17 protein-coding genes are annotated in these 23,882 nt (G+C 40.4%); 6 read left to right on the forward strand and 11 right to left on the reverse strand.

The features are described 5' to 3' along the window. Positions 1-38: 38 nt before the first annotated feature. Complete coding sequence (gene ftsY, locus CHB71_RS02290) at positions 39-992, forward strand: signal recognition particle-docking protein FtsY (RefSeq protein WP_089355258.1); 954 nt, start codon at positions 39-41, stop codon at positions 990-992. Between the two features lie 6 nt (positions 993-998). Here the strand turns inward: ftsY and CHB71_RS02295 are convergent, their stop codons facing one another. Next, on the reverse strand, positions 999-2,186 hold the full coding sequence (locus CHB71_RS02295) for a GAF domain-containing sensor histidine kinase (protein WP_089355259.1): 1,188 nt from the start codon (positions 2,184-2,186) through the stop codon (positions 999-1,001). Positions 2,187-2,253: 67 nt separating this feature from the next. Beyond that, positions 2,254-2,889, reverse strand: coding sequence for a DUF6134 family protein (locus CHB71_RS02300; RefSeq protein WP_089355260.1), 636 nt, complete (start codon positions 2,887-2,889; stop codon positions 2,254-2,256). A 79-nt stretch (positions 2,890-2,968) separates the two neighbouring features. Here CHB71_RS02300 and CHB71_RS02305 point away from each other — a divergent pair, with 79 nt between their 5' ends. Beyond that, positions 2,969-4,174, forward strand: coding sequence for a bifunctional alpha/beta hydrolase/OsmC family protein (locus tag CHB71_RS02305; protein ID WP_089355261.1), 1,206 nt, complete (start codon positions 2,969-2,971; stop codon positions 4,172-4,174). A gap of 3 nt (positions 4,175-4,177) precedes the next feature. Here CHB71_RS02305 and CHB71_RS02310 read toward each other — a convergent pair whose 3' ends face one another. The 6 genes from CHB71_RS02310 to CHB71_RS02335 form a co-directional block, all read right to left on the reverse strand. Beyond that, positions 4,178-4,480, reverse strand: a complete 303-nt coding sequence (locus tag CHB71_RS02310) for a hypothetical protein (RefSeq protein ID WP_089355262.1) — start codon at positions 4,478-4,480, stop codon at positions 4,178-4,180. A 41-nt stretch (positions 4,481-4,521) separates the two neighbouring features. Beyond that, the gene (locus CHB71_RS02315; protein ID WP_089355263.1) at positions 4,522-5,244 is read right to left on the reverse strand and encodes a hypothetical protein; all 723 of its coding nucleotides are present in this window, start codon (positions 5,242-5,244) and stop codon (positions 4,522-4,524) included. 68 nt (positions 5,245-5,312) lie between these two features. Then, the gene (locus CHB71_RS02320; RefSeq protein ID WP_245811202.1) at positions 5,313-6,059 is read right to left on the reverse strand and encodes a DUF1835 domain-containing protein; all 747 of its coding nucleotides are present in this window, start codon (positions 6,057-6,059) and stop codon (positions 5,313-5,315) included. 3 nt (positions 6,060-6,062) lie between these two features. After that, the gene (locus tag CHB71_RS02325; RefSeq protein ID WP_089355265.1) at positions 6,063-6,689 is read right to left on the reverse strand and encodes a lipoprotein signal peptidase; all 627 of its coding nucleotides are present in this window, start codon (positions 6,687-6,689) and stop codon (positions 6,063-6,065) included. A 30-nt stretch (positions 6,690-6,719) separates the two neighbouring features. Beyond that, positions 6,720-10,079: an isoleucine--tRNA ligase gene (ileS, locus tag CHB71_RS02330; protein ID WP_089355266.1), complete on the reverse strand. Its 3,360-nt coding sequence runs from the start codon at positions 10,077-10,079 to the stop codon at positions 6,720-6,722. A gap of 5 nt (positions 10,080-10,084) precedes the next feature. Further along, positions 10,085-12,409 (reverse strand): efflux RND transporter permease subunit, encoded by a 2,325-nt coding sequence (locus CHB71_RS02335; protein ID WP_179213285.1) that lies wholly within the window; start codon positions 12,407-12,409, stop codon positions 10,085-10,087. A gap of 215 nt (positions 12,410-12,624) precedes the next feature. Between CHB71_RS02335 and CHB71_RS02340 the strand changes: the two genes are divergently transcribed. The 4 genes from CHB71_RS02340 (at position 12,625) to CHB71_RS02355 (ending at position 20,078) form a co-directional block, all read left to right on the forward strand. Then, on the forward strand, positions 12,625-14,574 hold the full coding sequence (locus CHB71_RS02340) for a tetratricopeptide repeat-containing sensor histidine kinase (protein ID WP_089355268.1): 1,950 nt from the start codon (positions 12,625-12,627) through the stop codon (positions 14,572-14,574). 18 nt (positions 14,575-14,592) lie between these two features. Next, on the forward strand, positions 14,593-15,342 hold the full coding sequence (locus CHB71_RS02345) for a LytR/AlgR family response regulator transcription factor (protein WP_089355269.1): 750 nt from the start codon (positions 14,593-14,595) through the stop codon (positions 15,340-15,342). A 97-nt stretch (positions 15,343-15,439) separates the two neighbouring features. Next, positions 15,440-19,618 (forward strand): LamG-like jellyroll fold domain-containing protein, encoded by a 4,179-nt coding sequence (locus tag CHB71_RS02350; protein WP_089355270.1) that lies wholly within the window; start codon positions 15,440-15,442, stop codon positions 19,616-19,618. Between the two features lie 94 nt (positions 19,619-19,712). After that, positions 19,713-20,078, forward strand: a complete 366-nt coding sequence (locus tag CHB71_RS02355; RefSeq protein WP_089355271.1) for a hypothetical protein — start codon at positions 19,713-19,715, stop codon at positions 20,076-20,078. On the opposite strand, the gene CHB71_RS02360 is transcribed toward CHB71_RS02355, so the two are convergent. The 3 genes from CHB71_RS02360 to CHB71_RS02370 are packed head-to-tail and all read right to left on the reverse strand — an operon-like array spanning position 20,075 to position 23,751. After that, complete coding sequence (locus CHB71_RS02360) at positions 20,075-21,406, reverse strand: deoxyguanosinetriphosphate triphosphohydrolase (RefSeq protein WP_089355272.1); 1,332 nt, start codon at positions 21,404-21,406, stop codon at positions 20,075-20,077. The genes CHB71_RS02355 and CHB71_RS02360 overlap by 4 nt on opposite strands. A gap of 9 nt (positions 21,407-21,415) precedes the next feature. Then, positions 21,416-22,207, reverse strand: a complete 792-nt coding sequence (locus tag CHB71_RS02365; RefSeq protein WP_089355273.1) for a zinc-dependent peptidase — start codon at positions 22,205-22,207, stop codon at positions 21,416-21,418. Next, positions 22,204-23,751, reverse strand: coding sequence for a glycine--tRNA ligase (locus tag CHB71_RS02370; RefSeq protein WP_089355274.1), 1,548 nt, complete (start codon positions 23,749-23,751; stop codon positions 22,204-22,206). The genes CHB71_RS02365 and CHB71_RS02370 overlap by 4 nt, the downstream gene beginning before the upstream one ends. Positions 23,752-23,882 lie beyond the last annotated feature (131 nt).

Below are 23,882 nucleotides of genomic sequence, written 5' to 3' on the forward strand. Positions count from 1 at the left end.
TTTTATATTCACCACTTACATCTTATCCAGTAAATCCTATGGGTCTAAAAAGCTTTTTCTCTAAAGACAAAAAAGAGTCTCTTGATAAAGGACTGGAAAAGTCAAAACAGAACTTTTTCACTAAGCTCAATAAAGCAGTAGTTGGAAAATCTACTGTCGACGCTGATGTGCTGGATGAATTGGAAGAAGTGCTGATCACCTCCGACGTGGGTGTTGAAACCACTGTGAAGATCATCGATCGAATTGAGGAACGAGTGGCCAAGGACAAGTATTTGAATACTTCGGAATTGAATCAAATACTTCGGGAAGAAATAGCAGGACTCCTTTCAGAAAACAACACCAAAGACTTAGTGGATTTTGACATCCCCAAGGTAGATGGCCCATATGTTATTCTGGTAGTTGGAGTAAATGGTGTGGGTAAGACCACAACCATCGGCAAGTTGGCTGCACAGTTCAAAGCATTAGGGAAGAATGTTATTTTAGGAGCTGCAGATACGTTTAGAGCTGCTGCGGTGGAGCAATTGATTATGTGGGGTGAGCGAGTAGATGTGCCTGTCGTTTCTAAGGGAATGAACACCGATCCTGCGGCGGTTGCTTTTGAAGCTGCAAAACGTGGCAAAGAAGAAAATGCCGATGTTGTTATCATTGATACTGCAGGGAGACTTCATACCAAGGTGAACCTGATGAATGAGTTATCGAAGATCAAAAACGTGGTTCAAAAATTTATTCCTGAAGCTCCTCATGATGTAATGCTGGTGCTCGATGGAAGCACTGGTCAAAATGCGTTTATCCAGGCCAAAGAATTTACCAAAGCGACAGAAGTTACTTCACTTGCTGTAACCAAATTAGATGGAACAGCCAAGGGTGGAGTTGTGATTGGTATTTCGGATCAATTTAAAATCCCTGTGAAATACATTGGTGTAGGTGAAAAAGTGAAAGACCTGCAGGTCTTTAATAAGACGGAGTTTGTAGACTCTTTCTTCAAGAATTAGCAAAGCTTACTTCCCAATAGTGAAAGTAAAAGTCGCTCCTTTTTCAGGAGACGAATCTACCGATATGGAACCCGCCATATTTTCAACCAGCCTTTTCACGGTAGCCAGACCTATTCCGTGACCTTTATCTTTTTTACCCGCCATTCTATATAAGTCGAAGATCTTTTTGGATTCCGTTGGATCAATCCCCGGCCCATTGTCACTTACACTAAACTTATAGCTGGTTTCATTTTCAATGAAAGCAATCTTGATTTCCGTTCGATCTTTATCATTGTGCTTGTGCGCATTGGTTATTAAGTTGATAAATATTTGTCGAAGTGCGGTTCTATTGGTGAAGATCAGCTTACCCTCTGGAAATGAATAGGAAATATTTTCAGAGTCACCGATCAATTCAAATACAGCCGGAACAAACTTATCGAGGAAGATGATTTCTCGTTTATTTTGCAGCAAGTATGAATTCTTGCTTACCTCGAGTATGTCATTGATCATATCAGAGAGGCTTTGCGATGATCGATTTATTAAATTGAGTAGGTCAATTACACCCTCATTCAGCTCATCACCATACTTTACCTGAATAAGATTTGAGGCAGAAGAAATGTTATTCAGTGGTGACTTAATGTCGTGAGCTGCGATGCTGGCAAATTTTTCAAGTTCATTATTTCTGGTTTTTAACTCCTGAGTATGGAGGTCTAATTGTTGTCTGGTGCGATTTAGAATAAACAAATCAATGATGATGGAAGAGAGCGTTTTCAGTGAATCGAGCTGATTCTTGGTGAGCATTTTTGGCACCATGTCAATGACGCAAATAGACCCTACAGGATGACCTTCCGGCGTAGTAAGGGCAATTCCTGCATAAAACTTAGCATGTGGGTCCCCTGCCACAAATGGATTATCGGCAAAGCGATCGTCTTTTCGCATGTCTGGCACTACCAGGATCTGGTCTGGCTGATTTATTGTATGGGAGCAAAAACCGATCTCTCTCGAGACTTCTTTGACATCTATTCCATAATTGGATTTATACCACTGCCGTTTGGAATCAACCAGCGTAATTTGAGAAATAGGTGTCTCACATATTTCTGATGCCAGTTTAGTGATGTCATCATATTGTTTTTCGGGAAGTGTGTCAAGAATGGATAGCTCCTTCAGGGCCTCCAATCTTTCCTGCTCATTAGCAGGCGTTTCTGGTTTTGACATATGCTGTTTGGTTATAGCTTAAACAACCTACGTAAAAACTTGTTAGAAAAATTTTCTTGGAAGCGAATTAATCTACAACAGGTGAGCCGCCAACGATATTCTTATCTTCGACTTTTTTCAGTGACTCAGGGGTCATCTTAAAATAGAACTTGGCAAAATCTCTGGAAACCTTCACTTCAGTACAAAGTCCATTGCGGTACGAGTAAAGGTTCATGCCGTCAGGTGATTCTAATTCATATTGATGGTTGCCAACTTCATTGAAGGTCAGGTAATCGCCAAACTGGGGGGAATATACTTTCTGGCCATCTTTTGGTTCCTGAAAATAAATGGTTGCTACTGAATATTTGATGGGCCCTTTAAATGTTGACCTGCTTCCATTCAGGTCCAACGTATATTTTTCACCATCAAACCATATGGTTGATTCTTTTTGTGTAGATCCATTTAACTCGTTGTGGGTGTATTCTTTGATCAGCTTTCCATGTTTATATTCACTGGATGATTCATAGTCCACCGTAAAAGAAAAGAGAATCCTAAAAGTTACTTCACTTTTAATTTCGTACTTGACCGCATTTTCTTTCTGAATCCGCTCTACCGTCATATTCCCAAGGTTTTTGCTGCCCTTTATCACGTCATAATGAAGTGTTTGTCCAAGAGCTGCCTGGCAGACAATCGATAAGTATACTATGGTAAAGATTCTTTTCACAGAGTAGAAATCATTAGTTTAATGACACAAATGGTTTCAAATTGTTTCCGCATTAAGATAGATTAAAAACACCCAACTCATGCGATTTAAAAAAGTTAGTTTCAAAAATACAGACGGACAAGAACTTTCCGGACGCCTGGACTTCCCATTAATCGGAAAACCAAAGGCTTTTGTGCTTTTTGCACACTGTTTCACCTGCTCAAAAAATTTGAAATCGGTAGACCACATTAGTCAGGCATTTACCCAGCAAGGGATGGCGATTCTTCGCTTTGATTTTACCGGACTGGGGCAGAGTAAGGGTGATTTTGCAGACACAAATTTTTCCTCCAACCTCTCTGACTTGAAAGATGCTTATACTTTCCTTGAGAAAAACTTTGAAGCACCTCAAATCATGGTCGGTCATTCATTGGGAGGAGCAGCAGTCTTGCATGTTTCGGGTGAACTCGAGCATGTGAAGGCAGTGGCAACTATTGGAGCTCCGTCTACCCCGGATCATGTGGCGCATCTGCTCGATAGTGGTAGAGAAGAACTGGAAAAAAATGGAGAGGCTGAAGTGAATATTGGAGGACGAACGTTTAAAATGAAGAAACAATTTCTGGATGACATTCAAAATAAGAAAGATGAAGGAGTCATTAAGAATTTAGGAAAATCACTTCTTATCCTACACTCGCCTCAAGATAATATTGTGGGGATCAATAACGCCCAGGAAATCTATCTGGAGGCCATGCACCCAAAAAGCTTTATCACATTGGATGGTGCTGATCACCTCATGATGAAGGAAGCGGATGCTAAGTATGCTGGATCTATGATTGCCAGTTGGGCAAGCCGATACATCGATGTGAAAGTACAAGAAGAAGCACCTGAAGGGGAAGTTTGGACAAGAGTAGGCGAGAAAGGTTTTACAACAGAGGTAATTGCTGGTCGGCACCAGATGATTGCTGATGAGCCACCAAGTGTCGGTGGTGCGGATGAAGGGCCTACGCCTTACGGCTATTTATTGTCGGGTCTGGGAGCTTGTACAGCAATGACGTTACGGATGTATGCGGACCATAAGAAAATAGATCTCCAGGAAGTAGAAGTGAAGCTGACTCATGATAAAATTCATCAGCAGGATGGTGAAAATAGCGAAAGCTCGAAAGGGAAGATTGATCAGATCAAGCGGAAGATAAAATTGACGGGTGATTTAACTGATGAGCAGCGTAAGAGGCTAATTGAAATAGCGGACAAGTGTCCTGTGCATAAGACATTAGAAGGGAAACCTGAGATTTTGACGGAGGAGGCTTAACGTCTACAAGTCATCATCATCTTCGTATTTATCCTCAAAATCCTCTCTAACCTCATCCCTGAGATTTCCATCATCGTCGTAATCATCATCTTCAGCGATGAGTGTACGGGCTTCTTCTGAGGTCATCTTTACCAGGTAATATTTTTCTTCGGTCTCAAAAGGAAGGCCGCTTTGATATTCACCATCCTTATTCACGAATTTAATGAGGTGCTCTTTGAACCCTTCTGGGTAAGCTAATTTGATCTGCTCCTGAATTTCAATATCTAACGCTTCAAAAGCTTTGAGGACACGCGGCTTATTGTTCATGGGACTAATCTAGAAATTTTTTTGAAAAATTTGATGCATCTCTAATTGACTTCCAAAGAATTCAAAATTTCTTCACATTTCGCGAGTAAATTTTTTTCCATCCAAAACATATCTTCCAGTGCTGACCGAATACCACTTCCATCACCATACAATAGAGCTACGGCTTTATCTGTGGTCTGTTGATATTGAATCACCGCTGAAGTTGTCTCTCCCAGCAGCTTAATCATCTCATAGTCCATCTCGATAAGTGTATTTGTAGCTTGTGCAAGCTCCCAGGAATTTATGCTAACATCTGCGGATCTCAGAATGATATTTCCGTTTCCATAAACAAAAACTGAGTCATCAGTGACAATGATTTCTCCGACTGTTTTATCTAACCGTAAATACCTTTTTTCATTCGAATGAATGACCTCAATAGGCTCAATAAAAGTAGAGGAAGAGGAGACAATGGCATCTTTCACAAAGGAGGTCAACTGGTTGTCATTTCGTGGATCAAAAGGAATTCCCTCGAGGGACGCGGCAACCATGGGATGTCTACCAGAACGGAGATTATTTAAGAGCGTGTCATGATAGTCGATAGCAGTCTTCAGACTTTCAACATTCTTTTTCATTTCCTCTCCGAGACTAATAAGTACTCGATCTACCAGGTTTTCTGTTTTGATTTGTTGTCGCCACTCACTGAGCGCCAGCGCAAGTGAGACTGTAAACACAATCAAGATGGCCTCTATTAGGATATGCTTTAAGTTGATTTTGTTGTTAGACATACGTTGTGGATTTTATCCAAAAATATATCTTCAGAACTAAATAGGAGTGAAAATGGAAATCGACTTGTTTACTGATTAGATTTTCGTACCTGATCGTAAATCCGCTTTACCTGCAGATCTCCAAATCCATAGATTGGTGCTCTTTTTGTAAATTCCTGAAAAACCATTCCAAAATCGGCAGAGGAATTTTCCTTTAAAATTCCTTCGATCAGCTTGTGAGGTTTTCCAGGATTATCCCCGTCAGGAAGTCGCTCGAAATGAGCAGTTATTGCGTCCATCACAAAGGGGAAACCACCATGCAGTTGGACACCCAACTTTAAAAGTCTCTCAATGTTATCTTTTCTATAAGCAAACCATAAGATAGCAAGTTGATTCACATTGATCTGCGTAAGCGCTTGCCTTTGATCAAGTGCTTCGACCAGCTCCTGTTTACTTAAACCGCCAAACCCATACTGAAGAGATGAATTGGGTCGGACTAGAAATACTTTTACATTTTTTGAATAAAGGAGACTGCAAACAAACCAAAAATTGACCTGGCAGAAGAGGTCGTCTTCAAACCAAAGGTTGACTTCACCTGATTGAATCTGAGCTATTTTATTTATTTCCGTAATGGTCGAATTGGTATATCGGTCTTCAGGATCACCGTAAGCTTCTGCAATAAAAGCTGATCTGATTTTGAAGAATTCGTCAAGTGTGCCTCCATGAACCGGGCCATCTATCAAACACTCCCGTGCCACAAGGATTTCACCACCAATTTGATCAGAAGGAAATTGATCCTTTAGTGCGTCCCCATTGAGAATGTGATATGTAGCCAAAATTTATGCGTTTTCAGTTTCCAGTTTGCTGGCTTCCGCGCTTTCTTCTTCTTTCTTGAAATACCTCTTTTGAAAGATAATAATAAAGCAAATGGCAACAAAAATGGACGCATCAGCGATGTTGAAGACCGGCCAAAGTGCCATGTAATCTCCACCTAAGAGTGGAATCCAGTTGGGCAGATATCCTTCCCAAATATCGATGTAGAACATATCGATTACCTGTCCGTGAAACCAGGGACTGGGTGCGTCATACGGCGCATTATCAAACCAAATACCGTAAAAAACTGAATCGATTAGGTTGCCGATGGCACCTCCTAAAATCAAGGCAATACAAATGATTAAACCTGAATTCGCCTTTGTTTTGATGAGGCTATATAGATAGTATCCTATCGCGAACATTGCACCAATTCGAAATACTGTAAGTATGAGCTTACCATATTCAAAATTTAACTTCATCCCGAATGCCATTCCAGGATTGGTCAGATAATGCAGCTTAAACCAATCACCAAAAATCATGATCTGACCTTTAGTGCCCATATCCATATTGTAATGGACGACCACTTTTACAATCTGATCAATAATGATTATTAGGAGTGTGATCAGGAAGTATTTAAGTATCTGATTTTTCATTAATATCCTTTTGTCTGCAAAATAGCAGGCTTAGCTTTTTACCACTTCTATTTTAACATCTATTTCAATACCGTCAATATCAAACTTCTCACCACCCGCTGCACCGTTCGATTCTAGAGATGTTGCTTGCGTTTCTGTTTTTATATAATCTGCAAAGTCTGAAAGTGCTGCACTCATCATATCGTCCCCTGTGGCGTACTTGATCGCAATTTTATCCTGAACCTCAAGGCCTTTATCCTTTCTCAGGTTTTGAATACGATTTACCATATCTCTGCTCAATCCTTCTTTCTTAAGCTCTTCGCTAATGGTGATGTCCAATGCCACAGTTAAGGCTCCCTCAGAAGCCACTAACCATCCTGGAATATCCTGAGATGTAATCTCCACATCCTCCAGTGAAAGGTTGATTTTTTCTCCGTCAACTTCTATCTCAAAGCTACCATCTTGTTCGATTGCCGCAATGTCATCCTTGCTAAAGCCATTGATGATTCCGGAAATAGCTTTCATCTTAGGGCCGTATTGTTGTCCTAGTTTACGGAAGTTAGGCTTGATGTTTTTCACCAATATTCCTGATGCATCATCTACATATTCAACCTCTTTTACGTTGATCTCGGTTTTGATCAACTCTTCCACTGCCTCGATTCGCTCTTTCACTTCAGGTTTGAGAATCGGAATCAGCACCTTTTGAAGCGGCTGCCGAACTTTGATTTTCTCCTTCTTCCTCAATGAATGCACCAAAGAAGAAATGCTCTGAGCAAAGTGCATACTCTCCGTAAGAGCCTGATCAATTTTACTTTCGTCAGCCTTAGGAAGCAAACTCAAGTGAACTGATTCTTCCGTATTTGAAGTACTTCCTTTGGAAAGGTTCTTGTACATCCAGTCCGCATAAAACGGAGCAATTGGGCTCATGAGCTGTGCTACGGCCGACAAGCATTCATATAGTGTTTCGTATGCTGCTTTTTTGTCTTCATTTAGCTCACTCCTCCAAAACCGTTTCCTTGATAAGCGAACATACCAGTTGGATAGTTGGTCATTGACAAAATCCTGGATCGCCCGAGCAGCTTTTGTAGGCTCGTAATCTTCATAGAATGAAGTCACATCCTTAATCAAAATCTGAAGCTCAGAAATAATCCATCGATCAAATCTTGGACGATCAGAAACTGGAGGCACATTCGATTCGTCCATTTGGAACCCGTCAAGATTCGCATAAAGAGCAAAAAAGGAATAGGTGTTGGTTAGCGTACCAAAGAATTTTCGTTGAACCTCTGCTACCCCTTCAAGGTCAAACTTAAGGTTGTCCCATGGATTTGCATTGGCGATCATGTACCATCTGGTAGGATCAGCACCATACTTATCTAAAGTCTCGAACGGATTGATCGCATTGCCCAATCGCTTGGACATTTTGTTTCCGTTCTTGTCAAGCACAAGCCCATTCGCAATTACATTCTTGTAAGCCACTGAGTCATTAAGCAGTACAGCAATGGCGTGGAGGGTAAAAAACCATCCACGTGTTTGGTCTACTCCTTCGGCAATAAAGTCTGCCGGGTAATTTGCCTTGTAGGTCTCCTCATTTTCAAACGGATAATGCCATTGGGCATAAGGCATGGCGCCAGAGTCAAACCAAACATCAATAAGGTCTGGCTCGCGCATCATTTTCTGCCCGGAATCACTCACTAATACCACATCATCCACGTAAGGTCTGTGCAGATCAAAATCTTCTGGTAGGTCAGCTTTCATAAAACCAGCTTCTGCTGATTTATGCACTTCATTTTGAAGCTCTTCAATGCTACCGATGCATTTCATCTCTGTACGATCCTCAGTCACCCATATTGGTAAAGGCGTACCCCAAAATCTGGATCTCGAGAGGTTCCAGTCTACGAGATTTTCTAGCCAGTTCCCAAAACGTCCAGTACCTGTTGAGGCCGGCTTCCAGTTGATGGTTTTGTTGAGGTCAACCAACCGATCCTTTAGAGCGGTGGTTTTGATAAACCAGGAATCTAATGGATAGTAAAGCACCGGCTTGTCCGTTCTCCAGCAGTGTGGATAGGAATGCTCGTATTTTTCAACTTTAAATGCCTTGTTATCTTCTTTTAGTTTGATGGCGATAAGCACATCGGTGGGCTTAAAGTCAGGGTTGCTCCTTTCTTCATCGCTGTAGTACTCTTCTTTGACAAACTTCCCGGCAAAATCAGTGACCTCTTCAACAAATCGGCCTTGCTTATCAACAAGTGGCACATCCTGATCCTTCTCATCTTTGACCATGATCGATGGCACACCCGCTTGCTGTGTCACTCTAAAGTCATCAGCTCCAAAAACAGAAGCAGTATGTACAACTCCAGTACCATCTTCAGTTGAGACGAAATCTCCCGGGATCACCCGAAATGCTTTTTCTTCCAGTTCAGCATTGGTTACATATGGCATTAATTGCTCATATCGAACCTCTAAAATGTCAGTGCCCTTAAATTCCTGAACAATCTCAAAGGGGATCAACTTATCACCTGACTTATAGTCCTCCAGCGCAATGTCTTTAGCTTTCTCTGAAAAGAACTTACCAACTAAATCTTTTGCAAGCACCGCTGAGATGGGCTTTCCTGTATATTGATTGAAGGTTTTAACTTTGACATATGTGATTTTCTCACCAACAGCTAATGCACAGTTGGATGGAAGCGTCCATGGAGTGGTAGTCCATGCGAGGATTCTTACATCTTCATTGTCATCATCAAAAAGAAATGATGAGCGATCATCATTTTTTACCTCAAACTGGGCAATTACTGAGGTGTCTTTGACATCTCGATAGGTGCCGGGCTGGTTCAACTCATGTGAGCTAAGTCCGGTACCTGCTGCAGGAGAATAGGGCTGTACCGTATACCCTTTGTAAAGAAGGTCCTTGTCAAATAGTCTTTTCAGCAGATTCCAAACCGACTCAATGTATTCTTTCTCGAAAGTCACATATGGATTGTCCAAATCAACCCAGTAGCCCATTTGGCGAGTAAGGTCATCCCACTCACCTTTGAATTTCATTACTGCTTCTCGGCATTTGGCATTGTAATCCTCAACCGAGATTTTTTTACCAATATCATCTTTAGTGATACCTAGTTGCTTTTCCACCTGCAATTCAACAGGGAGGCCGTGGGTGTCCCACCCTCCTTTTCTTTTTACCTGAAAACCTTGAAGGGTTTTGTATCGGCAAAAAATATCTTTTACCGTACGAGCCATCACATGGTGAATACCGGGAGTGCCATTCGCTGAGGGCGGCCCTTCATAAAAGGTGAATGTGTCTTTACCTTCTCTGGTACTCACAGATTTGTCAAAAATCTTATTGTCTTCCCAGAATTTGAGGGTGTCTTTGGCGATTTCTGAATAGCTGACTTTTTTAAACTCAGGATATTTCACGGTCCTTAATTACTTACTTTACTTGACTTCTTTTTCTTTTTGGGCTTTCCATCTTCATCAATTCCCTCCGCAAGCTCAGGAACACTTTCGATCAACGGATGCTTCGTTTTGTCACGCTTACCACTATCAAACTGTAAAATCAACGCAGGCAATACCACCACGTTTGTGATCATGGCAAAAAAGAGTGTGATGGAGGTAAGTTTTCCCAGTGCAATGGTTCCTCCAAACTCTGATAAAACGAATATGATAAAACCGAAGAACAAGATGATAGAGGTATAGATCATACTTGACCCGGTCTCTCGGATACTTTTACTGATGGCCTTTGATACGTTGAATTTATTTGCGAAAAGCTCCTGCCGGTACTTCGCTAAAAAGTGAATGGAATCATCAACGGATATACCAAAAACGATACTGAATATTAAAGCTGTACTTGGCTTCAACGGAATCCCAAAATAGCCCATGATACCTGCTGTAACCAACAGTGGAATGATATTAGGAATGATCGAAATGATGATCATTTTCAGGTTTCTAAAAAGCAATCCCATTATTATGGCAATAATGAAAAAAGCCATGATCATTGAAGTCAGTAGGTTTTCGATCAGGAATTTATTGCCCTTGATGAACATCAACGTTGTGCCTGTCAGATTTACATCCATTTTGGAATCAACGAAAATGGAATCGATTTTCGGTGCTATTACACCATTAACGAGTGAATCCAATCGGTTGGATCCTATGTCGGCAATTTTTAATGACACCCTTACATATCTTCCAGTTGAATCTATAAAAGATTGTGATAGCTCCTCTGTTTCTCCTTCACTTAGATATCGCATGATGAAAGCCATATCTCGATTGGTAGGAAGAGAATAGAAAGACGGGCTTTGATTGTAAAATGCTTGTCTGGCAGCTTTGGCGAAGCTAACAACGGAAACGGGCTGAGAGATATAATCGATGGAAGAAACAAAGGATTCCAGCTCATCAATTTTTCGGAGATTTCTCAGGTTTTGAACTCCTTTTTTGGCCCCAGTATCCACAATGATTTCTAATGGCATAATCCCACTGAAATTATTTTCAAAAAAGCGGAGATCTTTTTTCAGCGGGCTGTTCTCAGGGATATCATCAACCATATATGATACAGCCTTTATTTGACTGAGCCCATATGCAGATACACCAGCAACAACAATTGTAACAATGAAAATAGCCGGCTTATATTTATGAACAATCACATCCAGCCACTTAATGACTGAGTCTAGCATCTTAAACTTCAAGTGCTTTAAATGCTTTTGAGTTGGCGGCTTATAGAGTGAGAATACGCCTGGGATAAGAATGATGCTGACGACAAAAGTGGCCATAATGTTGATGCCTGCCACAATGCCAAACTCTACCAATACATTGATCTGGGTGGTAGCCAGAACAAAAAACCCAACCGCTGTTGTCAGGTTGGTGATGAAGGTTACCACACCAATTTTTCTAATGATTCTACTCAGTGCCTTCATCTGATCACCATGTTCGCTAAACTCGTGGTGGTACCGGTTGAGCATGTATACACTGTTTGGTATACCTATGACAACTATGATTGGCGGAATTAGCCCGGTTAGCAGTGTGATTTTATACTCTAATAAAGCAAGCGTACCCATTACCCAAATCACCACTACACCAATGATTATTAAAGGGAAGAATACTGCTTTGAAAGATCGGAAGAAAAGAAAAAGGATGATCCCTGTAACCACTAATGAAAGCGCCAGGAACATGTTTAGTTCGGCCTTTACTTTGCTTGTAGTGATCGAACGTGAGTACGGGAGCCCTGCAAAATGAACATCTACTCCGGACTCCTCTTCGAATGCTTTGCCGGCATCAATGATATCATTGACAAGTTGGTCCCGGTTTTTTGAATTAAGGACTTCTTTTCTGATAGTTATCAGAATTAATGTGGCACCATTGTCGGAATTGATCAGCTGTCCACTATAAAATTTCAGACTGGCAGCACCTTTCAATAGGCTATCTAGTTCATCTTGTGTTTCCGGTACCCCATCAAAAATTGGCTTTAACTCAAAGGCTCGTTTTTGATTGTTTTTTTCCAGCTTTTGAAGGTTAGGTAGTCCTAGAACGTTTCTTATACCTTCTTGTGCTTCTAGCTTGTATGTGAGATCACTGAACTTTTTGAAGGTTTCAAGCTTATAGATAGCGCTATCTTTAACCCCAATGGCCATGATATTTCCATCTTCGCCGAAGGTCTCCCGAAACTGCCTGAAGTAGACCATATCTGAATCTTTCTCAGGAACAATATTGGCCAGGTCATATGACCATTTAATGTTTTGAGACTTGTACCCCATAAACACAGTTACAAGCCCAAGAAGGACCATCAGGGGAACACGAAATCGAAGGATGTTATGAGCTAGTTTGGACCACATAATAAAATAGTGCGCAAAGGTAATGAGATCAGGCTTAGGGGCAAGATTTTCAGGGAGTTATCATGGCCACTTTATGCAATTGAAATGTGAAGTATTCCTAAAGTAGTAAATTGACTTAGTAAATATGACCAACTCGAATGAAAGCCGTTTTTTTTATAGCAGCCTTTTTGATCATGCTTATTACTTCAGCACAAGATCAAAGTAGCTCAGAGTTTCTAAATAAGCTAGATTCATTTAGTACAAGTAACCTTGACTCTGCTATTACCCATTCAGCATACATAATTCAAGAGATCGAGGGTTCAGAAAATGCATTTCTCAAAAATGAGGTGTTGATAAAATTAGCTTATGCTTTCATCAACTTTAACTCATTTAGCAAGGCGGATAGTGTCGCGAATCTTGTCGAAGACCCATTAGGTAAAGTTGATCAAATCCATCTACATCGCATACGTGGACGAATACTTAACGAACGATTGGAAAACGATAAGGCATTAGTGCAATTGTACAAGGCACTGGAGTTAAGTAAGATCAATAAAATAGAACAGCTGGTACCAGAAATTTATTTTGAATTAGCTGGGGTGTTAAGAGAGAATAATGATCTTAAAAATTGCACACAGTATTATCGATTTGCTATTGAAAAAGCACAAGAGATTAAGAACCTTGATTTAGAGGTTAGAGCGTACATTCAAATGTGCAAGGTTTATAATGGATGGATCACATTAGACTTGGATTCATCAGTTTACTATGGTGAAAAAGCGATTAACGTTTCAAAAGAGGCTGATTATGAATTTGGCTATGCAAATGCTATATCTATCGCCAGTGCGCCTATTATTAGAAAGGGTGAATTTAGGCGAGGACTGGAGTTGTCAAAAGAAGCTCTTAACTATGCTGATAAGTATAACTTCTCACTAAAAACAAGGTATTATTTAGTCCTTAATCAGGCTTTTGCTTATCAGGAACTTGGTAAATACGATTCTGCGCTTAGCATTATGGAGGTTGCCTCCAAGATGAGACCACAAAGTTTTGATCATTTCAGATTAAAGTATTTAGTCTATAAAGATCAGGGCAATTACAAAAGCGCGCTAGAGGCATATGAGGCATACAAAGCTAAAACTGATTCAGTTCAACGAAGAAGAAATGAATCCAAGCTATCTACCTTAGAAGCTAAATTTGACTCTAACCTAAAGGATCAGGAGTTAAAAGCTGAAAAACAACTGACAAGCCTTCAAAAAGCGGAATTGGATCAGCAGCGTTATTTGATTTTTGGAATGGTTGTAATCGTTTTCCTATTAGTTGTCGCTCTGGCTCTGGTATATCGCCAGAGAAAACTGAAAAAGCAAAAAACACTGTCTGATCTGGAACTTGCGGAAACACAAAAACTATTGGATCTAGAGCGTCAGTATCGAGCATCTGAGTTGAAAGCATTACGTTCTCAAATGAATCCACACTTTGTGTTCAATGCGTTGAATTCCATCCAGGAGTATATCATGACCAACGAACGCAAACTTGCCGGGAAATATTTGGGAAAATTCGCCGACCTGATGCGAATCTACCTTCAGCATAGCCAGGTAAAAACCGTAACAATCCGTGAAGAAACTGAGGCGCTAAATCTATACCTTGAACTGGAAAAATTGAGGTTTGAGGATTCGCTTACTTATTCAATCAATATTGGCGATAATGTAAATACGGAACAACTGATACCCTCTCTGCTATTGCAGCCATATGTTGAAAATGCAGTGAAGCATGGGCTGCTACACAAAGAATTGGAAAGAGTTTTGACGATCAATATTAAATCAGACCATCAAGAGGTCTTGATTTGCGAGATAATCGATAATGGGGTTGGCAGAAAGAAATCTCAGGAAATCAATAAAATGCGAAACCCCGGACATAAATCCTTTGCAACACAAGCAACTACTAATCGGTTAGGGCTTTTGAATTTAGATAGGGAAAAACCAATTGAGGAGGAAGTATTCGATTTGGTTGATGAAAAAGGTAACGCGGAGGGTACAAAAGTCATCATAAGGATACCACTGGCTATGGAAGCCCAAAGTGACCCTTCGGAAGTTGGAACTCAAAAAGTGATTGACTGAATATATTTTTGATTTGCAATGAAAGCAGTGATCATTGATGATGAAGAAAAAGCTAAAAGACTTCTTAGAGTTTTAGTGGAAGAAAACTGTCCACAAATCAAAGAACTTAAAGAAGCCAGCAATCTTCCGGAAGGCGTAAGACTTATCAATGAGTTTCAGCCTCAAATTGTGTTCCTGGATATCGAAATGCCAGGGTATTCCGGCATCCAATTGCTCGACTTCTTTGCGCCTAGCCAAATCAATTTTGAGATCATTTTCACTACCGCTTATAGTGAGTATGCAATCAAAGCCTTTCAACTCAATGCGATTGACTACCTGTTAAAACCGCTGCGTGATGAACAAGTTGCTCAAGCTGTCGAGAAGGCTTGCGTGCACCACGGCAAATCTCAGGTGAGTGAACGACTAGAAGAGCTAAGGAATACCCTTAAGTCATCCAATATTAGAAAAATAGGTCTCCCGGTAGCTGATGGGGTATTATTTGTGAAGTTTGACGATATCGTTTTACTAAAAGCAGACAGAATGTACACCGAAGTACATTTAAAGGATAAAGACCCAATTCTTGTAAGTAAGCCCATGAAATTTTTCGAAGACATGCTCATGGATGCCAAAGAATTTTATCGCCCTCATCGATCTTTTATCATAAACCTCAGATTCATCAAACAGTATGTCACTCAGGATGGAGGTTACATTGTCATGGATAACGATGAAAATGTCAGTATCTCCAGGGATAAGAAGGATGAGTTTTTTGAGGTAATGCAGAATACTTAGTTCATTCGGAAGTTCAGTCATGTGGTTCGGAAGTTGAGGTAAAAATTGCCTATATATATCTCTCATTTTTGATCTGAAGCCTTAAAAAAAGATCAAAATGAAACATTTACTTATAGCTGCCTTTCTAATCACAATTTCGATTAAAGGCAATTCGCAATGTACGGTTAGTCCTGTTGTAGAAGATGACTTTAGCACTGCTGACCCATGCTGGAATTTAGCCGGTGGAGCTTATGTCAGTACAGGTGAATTAAGGATGTGGCCGTCTGGAAACTTTGAGCAAGTAGCAGTACTACCAGCTGTAAATAATGCTCAAGGTGTTTTGACACTTGATGCAAGAAGATTTAATTCTTTCTTTGGAGCAGGTACAATTGATGTTGGAACAATGCCTTGTCCCACCTGTTATCCGTCATTTCAGACGATCACAAGTTTTACTCCAACAGAGACAACACCTACCAGTTACACGTTTGATCTATCGAGCTATACCGGCTCCAATCAATACATCGCATTGCGATCTCCAGGGTATAACTCCGGAGGACGTGCAAATTTTGATAATGTATACTACAGGAGTCAGTGTGCATCAAGTACAGGAGCAACCGCAGTAACTAAAAATATTACCGTCTTTCTTGATGAAACTGGACAAGTGATAATTACTCCAGAAGATGTTGATGATGGATCAGCAGATTCATGTGGTGATCCTGTTACACTAAGCTTGGATGTTTCATCATTTACATGCGATGATTTAGGAGATAATACAGTAGTACTAACTGCCGAAGATACTGAAGGGAATACCCATTCATCGAGTGCCACAGTAACTGTAAAACCAACAATTTTATTCGCTGCGACCGATCTTTATCTTGATGAAACTGGCAGTGTAACAATTGCCATTGATGATATCGATAAAACAGGATCAAGCATATGTTCTGCAATTGCCTATTCACTTGATCAATCAACTTTTGATTGTACCGAGACAGGATTTCATGATGTGAGCATTACAGCAACCTATGGCTCGGGTTTAACTCATACCTCTTCTATGAGTATAAATGTTTATGATAGTACAAGCCCAGCAATCAATGCCCAAAATCTAACGGTGCAGCTTGATGAGACAACCGGAGTAGCAGAGATAACCACTGTAATGGTTGATAATGGAACAACTGATAATTGTACCGCATCTTTGGATTTAGCGATTTCGCAATCAGTTTTTACCTGTGAAGATATTGGCGAAAATACAATTACTTTTTCTGCTGAAGATGAGCACGGAAATATTGCTACAGGGGATGTTATTATCACCATCAATTCAATCATTGAAGACGAAACGGTTACAGCAGCACAAACTGAGTTTTGTTTAGATGGTACTACAGGGACAACAATTTCTACAGGCTCATCCGTTTCCGGAATCGATTACTATCTAAGAAACAGCGAAGACAATTCTGTTGTTGATGGCCCGATTACTGGAACAGGTGGTTCATTGGATTTTAGTACTGGCAATCTTTCTGAAACTACCACTTTTAACGTAATTGGAGAACTTAATTCAACTCAGTCTTTGGATGGTGAAGGACTTGCAGTTGGTGGTTTTACAAGCACAACTAGCTATGTAGAAATACCCAATTCAGAGTCACTAAAATTGAACGAAAATTGGACTATCGAGGCATGGGTTAAGCCGATGGAGGGAAATCAGTTCTATAGCATTGTGGAGACCTATAATTCTAGTGGTGGATACATCTTAAGAACTACTACCTCTGGGTATTTTCAGGCATATGCCATGTTTAGCTCAGGCAGCTATCACACTGTCACTTCAAGTACCCCATTAGTAAACCAGGATTGGAACCACGTAGCAGCTACTTTCAATGAAACGACCAATGAATTGAAGATTTATATTAACGGTGTATTGAATGCAACAAATGCAAACGCCACCATTGATCAACGTGGCAGTACACATACCATAAAACTAGGTGCAAGAGGCGATGACAATCAGGTTCAGCAGGGAATGTATCAGGATGAGGTGAGGATTTGGAATATTGAACGATCAGCCCAAGAAATTAGTAACGCTAAAGATGTAACCCTTTCTGGAAGTGAGTCAGGCTTGGTTGCCTACTATGATTTTGACGATATGACATTTGAATCTTCAAATATGGTTATTCCGGACCGGTCATCTAATGGGAATAATGGAACAATGAAAGGGACATATACTTCAACAAACATAATAGAAGGTGTGACAACAACCTCATCACCAACTTGTGAAGTTCAAATGTCAACAGAAGTGACTATTGGAGATAATACCCCCCCAGAAGCAATAGGTCAAAACCTTACTATTTCATTAGATAATTCCGGGCAAGCAAGCATTAATCCTCAAAATGTGGACAATGGATCATCAGATAACTGTACTTCTCTGTCTCTAACCTTAAGTTTAAGCCAGGAGACATTTACATGTGATGATTTAGGCACCAACGAGGTGATGTTCAAAGTGGAGGATAGCGGAGGTAATATTGATTCTGTGGAAGTGTTAATAACAGTTGAAGATAACACCACTCCAGACGTTTTTGCAACTGACATTACACTTATACTTGACGCTAATGGAGAGGCAACCCTTAACCCTGCTGAAATGAATAACAACTCCACTGACAATTGTGGAATCATGACGTTTTCTCTTAGTCAATCCAATTTTTCATGTGCTGATTTAGGAGAGAATGAAATCACCTTAACAGTAGAAGATGATTCAGGGAATCAAGCATCCGCTGTTGCAATTGTTACCGTTGTTGATAATCTAGCACCAACAGTAGCCACAATTGGCAGTTTAGATCTTGAGTTGGACGAAGATGGGAATGCATCACTAAGTCCAGATGATCTTGACGATGGTTCGTCAGATAACTGTACAGCAACGGCGAATCTGTTGAAAAGTGTATCTCAAAGTGATTTTACATGTACAAATATTGGGGCAAATTCAGTTGTTTTCACTGTTGAGGATGAAAGTGGTAACACAGCAACAAGCACTGTAACTGTCAATGTCGTAGACAATTCTATTCCTTTAGTAGTAGCTCAGAACCTTGAAGTTCGTCTAAATGAGAATAATGAAGTAGTCGTTACAGCCTCTGAAATAAATAATGGGTCATCTGATAATTGTGGTGAGGTGACTTTAGAAATTGAACGAGCTTCATCATTAAGCCGGACAACAACCGCCAGTTCTGTTACATTTACAGAAGCTGATTTAGGTGAAAATGATGTAACACTTACAGTCACAGATGAGTCTGGAAACATCAGCACCGCATCAGCAGTTGTTATAGTTCTTGAATACAAGATTGAACAAACAATTTCGTTTGAATCACTCCCATCCAAGGTGTATGGCGATGCACCAATAGAACTTTCTGCAAGCGCTACATCAGAATTACCTGTTACTTTCTCTATCGAAAGTGGACCAGCCACTCTCTCTGATAACACTCTCACAATTACTGGGGTTGGTTTAGTAATAGTAAACGCGAATCAAGAAGGAGATGCGATTTATGCAGAAGCAGTAACAGTGCAGCAAAGCTTTGAGGTGTCTAAAGCAACACTGACTGTCACCGCGGACAATCATACTCTAACGTATGGTGATGCTATCCCTGCACTAACGATTACTTACGCGGGTTTTGTAAATGGTGATACAGAGCAAAACCTTGATGGACTACCATCTACATTTGCAGATTTGGGAGGTCAGGAAGAACAACCAAATGCCGGAGTTTATGATATAGTAGTATCCGGTGGCTTGTCGGAGAATTATGAATTCGTTTACGTAAACGGGACTTTAACCATTAATAAAGTTGATCAGGTTATAAGTTTAGATCCAATTGCTGATAAAGAACCAACAGATGGTCCCTTCGATGTGGTGGCGAGCGTGGATTCGAATTTACCGCTGACATTCGAAGTAGATGGTCCAGCATCAATCTCTGGGACAACTATTACATTGAATGGTGAAGAGGGAGTTGTATCATTGACAGTTTCTCAGGCAGGTGATATAAATCACAATGAAGCGACAGCAAGTGTATCATTTAATGTAGCGCTACCGCTTGGAACCGAGAATGCTAAACAGATTGAAGTTTATCCAAACCCTACTGTGGACTATCTATATTTTGGCCAATCTGAAATTTCAACAGTACGAATCTTCTCAATAGATGGGAAAATGAAGAAGGCTGTAAGTATTACTATGGGGAGGGTTGATGTTTCGGAGTTAGCTCCGGGCAGTTATATAGTAGAGATTGTACTTAAGGACGAAAAAATTACAAAGCGATTTATAAAGGCAAACTAAGGCAGCATTAGCTTAGGCTTATGCAAAGGCGACTCCCAGGGGGTCGCTTTTTTTATTTTATACTGGCTATTTTTAATAAACGAAAAGTACAGCTATGCCCAAAATCAGAATAAACTCCGTCCAGTGCACCACTCCGGACGAAATAGATAAAGATGAAATGTATTTGAAGAAAGACGGTCATAAAATCTGGCCTGAAGGTGAGCGCTATCACCGGGTAGATACTGGTGATGTGGAGCAGGTTGGACTAACACTTGAAGTTGAGGAAGGCTGGAATGAAGTGGAGGTTTGGGATTTTGATTTTGTAAGTCTGAATGATAAGTTAGGAGTCTTTAAATTCAAGGTGGATTCCAGTCCGGGGAAATATTCAACTTCAATGACGCTCCTAGAGAGAAATAGCACTGCGAGCTATCTGCTTTTCTGGGAAATACTGGATAAGGATGGTAAGTCAGTCGATGACTAAACGGGAAGTCGATACCCTTTTATGGTTTTGTACAGTCTTACTGCATGTGAATCAGTAAGACCGCTTATGAAGTCGATAACGATTTGTAATGCATCATATACGGAATTAACACCTTGCAGTTGAACTTCATACTCCTCAGGTAGAAGCCGTAGAATAGACTTATGTTTTGGTAATGGTTGATCAAAATACTTTGCATAAACAGACGTGGCAAATGCGTCAATCAAGTTGTCGATTACTTCATAGCCACCTGCCTCTTTCTCTAAAACCAGCTTCGATCGATATATTTTATCAATAGATAGCTTAATGATTTTATCCATTGCTTTTGCAGAGGGAATCGTGCTGGTTAGATCAGTATCAAAAGATCCTGTCAGCATTGCTTCTTCATTAGCTATAAATGCTTCAGAACATTCTTGAATTAATTGTCCTATAGCCATGGCTCGAAGAGTGCCTAATCGTTCATGTTGCGAAGCGATTTTCTGAACCTTTTCCTCAGAGTAAGAGTCACCAATGATTTCAGCAAGCAACTCCTTCACGGTTTCAAAAGGAACCAACCCTAGCCGGCAACCATCTTCCAGATCAATGATATGGTAGCATATATCATCTGCTGCTTCGACTAAAAATGCCAATGGATGCCTGCACCACTTTGATTCTCCATTGGATGCCAGTTCCATTTCATCTGCCATCTCTTTGAAAAGATTCGCATTGCATTGGTAGTAGCCGAATTTTTTTTGACTCTTCCTCCCTTCCTCTTTTTCACAGGAGGAGGATATCGGGTATTTGGTAAAGGCTCCCAGGGTTGCGTAGGTTAGCTTTAATCCGCCATTTCCTTTGCTATTCAAAATCCTTAACCCTTGTGCGTTCCCTTCAAATGTGATTAAGTCCTGCCATTCTTTTGAGGTGACCTTTTCCTTGAAGAATTGCCCTTTTTTATTAGTTAGAAAAAAGGATGAAATACTATCTTCACCCGAATGACCAAATGGAGGATTGCCAAGATCGTGTGCCAGACAAGCTGCGCCCACAATACCACCAAAGTCGTTGACTGAATATCCTTCTTCCTGAAGTTCAGGATACTTTTCTAAAAGATAATTTCCGGCAATTTTAGCCAGTGACCGGCCTACTACAGAGACTTCTAAGCTATGGGTCAACCTTGTATGGACAAAATCATCTTCCGGGAGTGGAAAAACCTGTGTTTTGTCTTGAAGTTTTCTGAATGGATGTGAGAAAATAATCCGATCATAATCCTGCTCAAAGCGACTCCTGGTCTGATCATGAGCTACTGTCTTTGTTTCGCCCGGTCGTTTGTGAGAAAGTAGTTGAAGCCAGTTCATGACGAAAAATTAGCTGTTTTCTAGTAATACCGGATCTTGGTGCAAAAGCTTGCACAAGGTACGATAAGTCTTTGGGTGTTTAGTAAGAAATTCGCCAGGTCTTTCGAAGAAATTTTCTACTGCTACCGCGAAAAATTCCTCATTGTTAACACCGCCGTATTTTCTAAAAAAAGTTTCTGTCCCATCAATAATTTCCTGCATCGTTCTTTTAGCGTGTACCTCCCATTCATGGAGGAGGTTTTGATCCAGAAAATTATACTGATCGTTCATAATGCGATTTTCAAGTCTGAGCGCATGCGCCATTTCATGAAGGCCAAGATTTCTGCCATCATTCTTCAAATACCCCTCAACAAAATCTTTCCATGAAAGAGCTATTGCCTTTGCGCGAGGGTTGACTTCACCTTTATGAAATGCCTTGTTGGAACGATTATAAAATGATTCCGGGAAGACAAAAATTTTATAGAAATATGGAAACGTAATCCCTCTAAACCCGAAAGTAAGTTGAGCCGCAGAAGCTGATATTAAAACCTTCATTTCATCGGTTACCCTTTCCATATTACGAGCAATAAACTCCTTACTCGACATAAAACGGGCTACTTTATGGATGAATATTCGCTTCGATTTTTCAGGTAATTTTTGAAAGTATTCAAAATGATTTTCTAGAAAAGAAACATGCTTTTCAGGGAAAAAATAGGGTGATAAGTAAGATTTTGCTTCAAGAAAGAAAAAGACAATCAGATCACGAAATATTCCCATCACTAGAAATGCAATGAACCCAATAAATATTATCAGGATAATCATTGCATTTTTAGCAGATGCTTCATATCTACCTTATCATGTAGTTTTTGGATCAGTTCTGGAACTGACACCCGTTCCTGACTCATCGAATCCCTTTCTCGAATAGTCACGGTATTATCCTCCAATGTTTGATGATCAATGGTAACACAATACGGTGTTCCAATCGCATCCTGTCGTCGATACCGTCTTCCAATTGCATCCTTAGCATCATACTGAAAAGAAAAATCAAATCGAATTTCATTCAGGATTTCCTCAGCTTTTTCAGGAAGGCCATCTTTGTTTACCAATGGGAGTATTGCAACTTTATTAGGAGCGAGTGCCGGAGGTATTTTTAACACCGTTCGCTCACTTCCATCGTCAAGTTTCTCTTCCGTATATGCTGCTGACATTATTGCCAGGAACATTCTATCAAGACCGATTGAGGTTTCAATTACATATGGTACATAGCTTTCATTCGTATTCTGATCAAAGAACTGAAGTTTCTTGCCAGAGTGCTCCTCATGTGCTTTCAGGTCAAAATCTGTTCGAGAATGGATTCCTTCCAGCTCTTTGAAGCCCATTGGAAAATTGAATTCGATATCAGCAGCTGCATTTGCATAATGCGCCAGGTTTATATGATCATGAAACCGGTAATTTTCCTCTTTCATGCCCAAAGCTTTATGCCAGTTGATGCGTTTTTGCTTCCAGTGCTCATACCACTTCATCTCATCACCAGGCTTCACGAAAAACTGCATCTCCATTTGTTCAAATTCACGCATTCGGAATATGAACTGTCGTGCAATGATCTCATTTCTGAAGGCCTTACCAATTTGAGCGATACCAAATGGAGGCTTCATTCTGGCCGTTTTCTGCACATTTAGGTAATTCACAAAAATGCCTTGTGCCGTTTCTGGACGTAGGTAGATCTTATCTGCCCCATCTGCTAACGATCCCATTTCCGTTGAGAACATTAGGTTGAACTGGCGAACATCGGTCCAGTTTTTAGAGCCTGAAACAGGATCAGCAATTTCTAATTCTTCGATTAGTGCCTTTACATCAGCAAGATCACCAGACCCCAAAGCTGTACCTAGTCTGTTCTCAATGGACTCGATTTTTTCCTTGTATCCTACTACTCTTGGGTTGGTAGAAACAAACTGAGCCTCGTCAAAAGAATCTCCAAATCTTTTTGCTGCTTTTGTTACTTCCTTCGCAATCTTCCCTTCAATCTTCGCTATGTATTCCTCAACCAGTACATCTGCTCTGTATCGCTTTTTCGAATCTTTATTATCGATTAAAGGATCATTGAAGGCATCTACATGGCCAGATGCTTTCCACGTGGTTGGATGCATAAATATAGCGGCATCAATTCCGACAATATTCTCATGCATGCGCACCATCGCCTGCCACCAGTACTCCTTGATGTTGTTCTTCAGCTCTGATCCATTTGGACCATAATCGTAGGTAGCTGCCAAACCATCATAAATATCGCTTGATGGGTAGATAAACCCGTACTCTTTACAGTGAGAAACAATGTTTTTAAGTGATCCTCCTTCAGGTGTATTGCTCATAGCCCGCAAAGATATATTTCCAGCCAATCTTTTAGCTTTCGATGTTTAGCTTTTTCTGGCTGGCAAAAAATTCTTCATGTGTCTTTTGGCGTACATCTTGCATATCTTGAGTGTAGATAGGAATCTAAACA

This window comes from Ekhidna lutea (genome assembly GCF_900188325.1).
GTDB lineage: Bacteria > Bacteroidota > Bacteroidia > Cytophagales > Cyclobacteriaceae > Ekhidna > Ekhidna lutea.

Excerpts from the sequence above, each read along its gene's own strand:
- ftsY (WP_089355258.1), top strand. The coding sequence starts at position 39 with ATGGGTCTAAAAAGCTTTTTCTCTAAAGACAAAAAAGAGTCTCTTGAT.
- CHB71_RS02295 (WP_089355259.1), bottom strand. The coding sequence starts at position 2,186 with ATGTCAAAACCAGAAACGCCTGCTAATGAGCAGGAAAGATTGGAGGCC.
- CHB71_RS02305 (WP_089355261.1), top strand. The coding sequence starts at position 2,969 with ATGCGATTTAAAAAAGTTAGTTTCAAAAATACAGACGGACAAGAACTT.
- CHB71_RS02310 (WP_089355262.1), bottom strand. The coding sequence starts at position 4,480 with ATGAACAATAAGCCGCGTGTCCTCAAAGCTTTTGAAGCGTTAGATATT.
- CHB71_RS02315 (WP_089355263.1), bottom strand. The coding sequence starts at position 5,244 with ATGTCTAACAACAAAATCAACTTAAAGCATATCCTAATAGAGGCCATC.
- CHB71_RS02325 (WP_089355265.1), bottom strand. The coding sequence starts at position 6,689 with ATGAAAAATCAGATACTTAAATACTTCCTGATCACACTCCTAATAATC.
- CHB71_RS02335 (WP_179213285.1), bottom strand. The coding sequence starts at position 12,409 with ATGGGGTACAAGTCTCAAAACATTAAATGGTCATATGACCTGGCCAAT.
- CHB71_RS02340 (WP_089355268.1), top strand. The coding sequence starts at position 12,625 with ATGAAAGCCGTTTTTTTTATAGCAGCCTTTTTGATCATGCTTATTACT.
- CHB71_RS02345 (WP_089355269.1), top strand. The coding sequence starts at position 14,593 with ATGAAAGCAGTGATCATTGATGATGAAGAAAAAGCTAAAAGACTTCTT.
- CHB71_RS02350 (WP_089355270.1), top strand. The coding sequence starts at position 15,440 with ATGAAACATTTACTTATAGCTGCCTTTCTAATCACAATTTCGATTAAA.
- CHB71_RS02355 (WP_089355271.1), top strand. The coding sequence starts at position 19,713 with ATGCCCAAAATCAGAATAAACTCCGTCCAGTGCACCACTCCGGACGAA.
- CHB71_RS02360 (WP_089355272.1), bottom strand. The coding sequence starts at position 21,406 with ATGAACTGGCTTCAACTACTTTCTCACAAACGACCGGGCGAAACAAAG.
- CHB71_RS02365 (WP_089355273.1), bottom strand. The coding sequence starts at position 22,207 with ATGATTATCCTGATAATATTTATTGGGTTCATTGCATTTCTAGTGATG.
- CHB71_RS02370 (WP_089355274.1), bottom strand. The coding sequence starts at position 23,751 with ATGAGCAATACACCTGAAGGAGGATCACTTAAAAACATTGTTTCTCAC.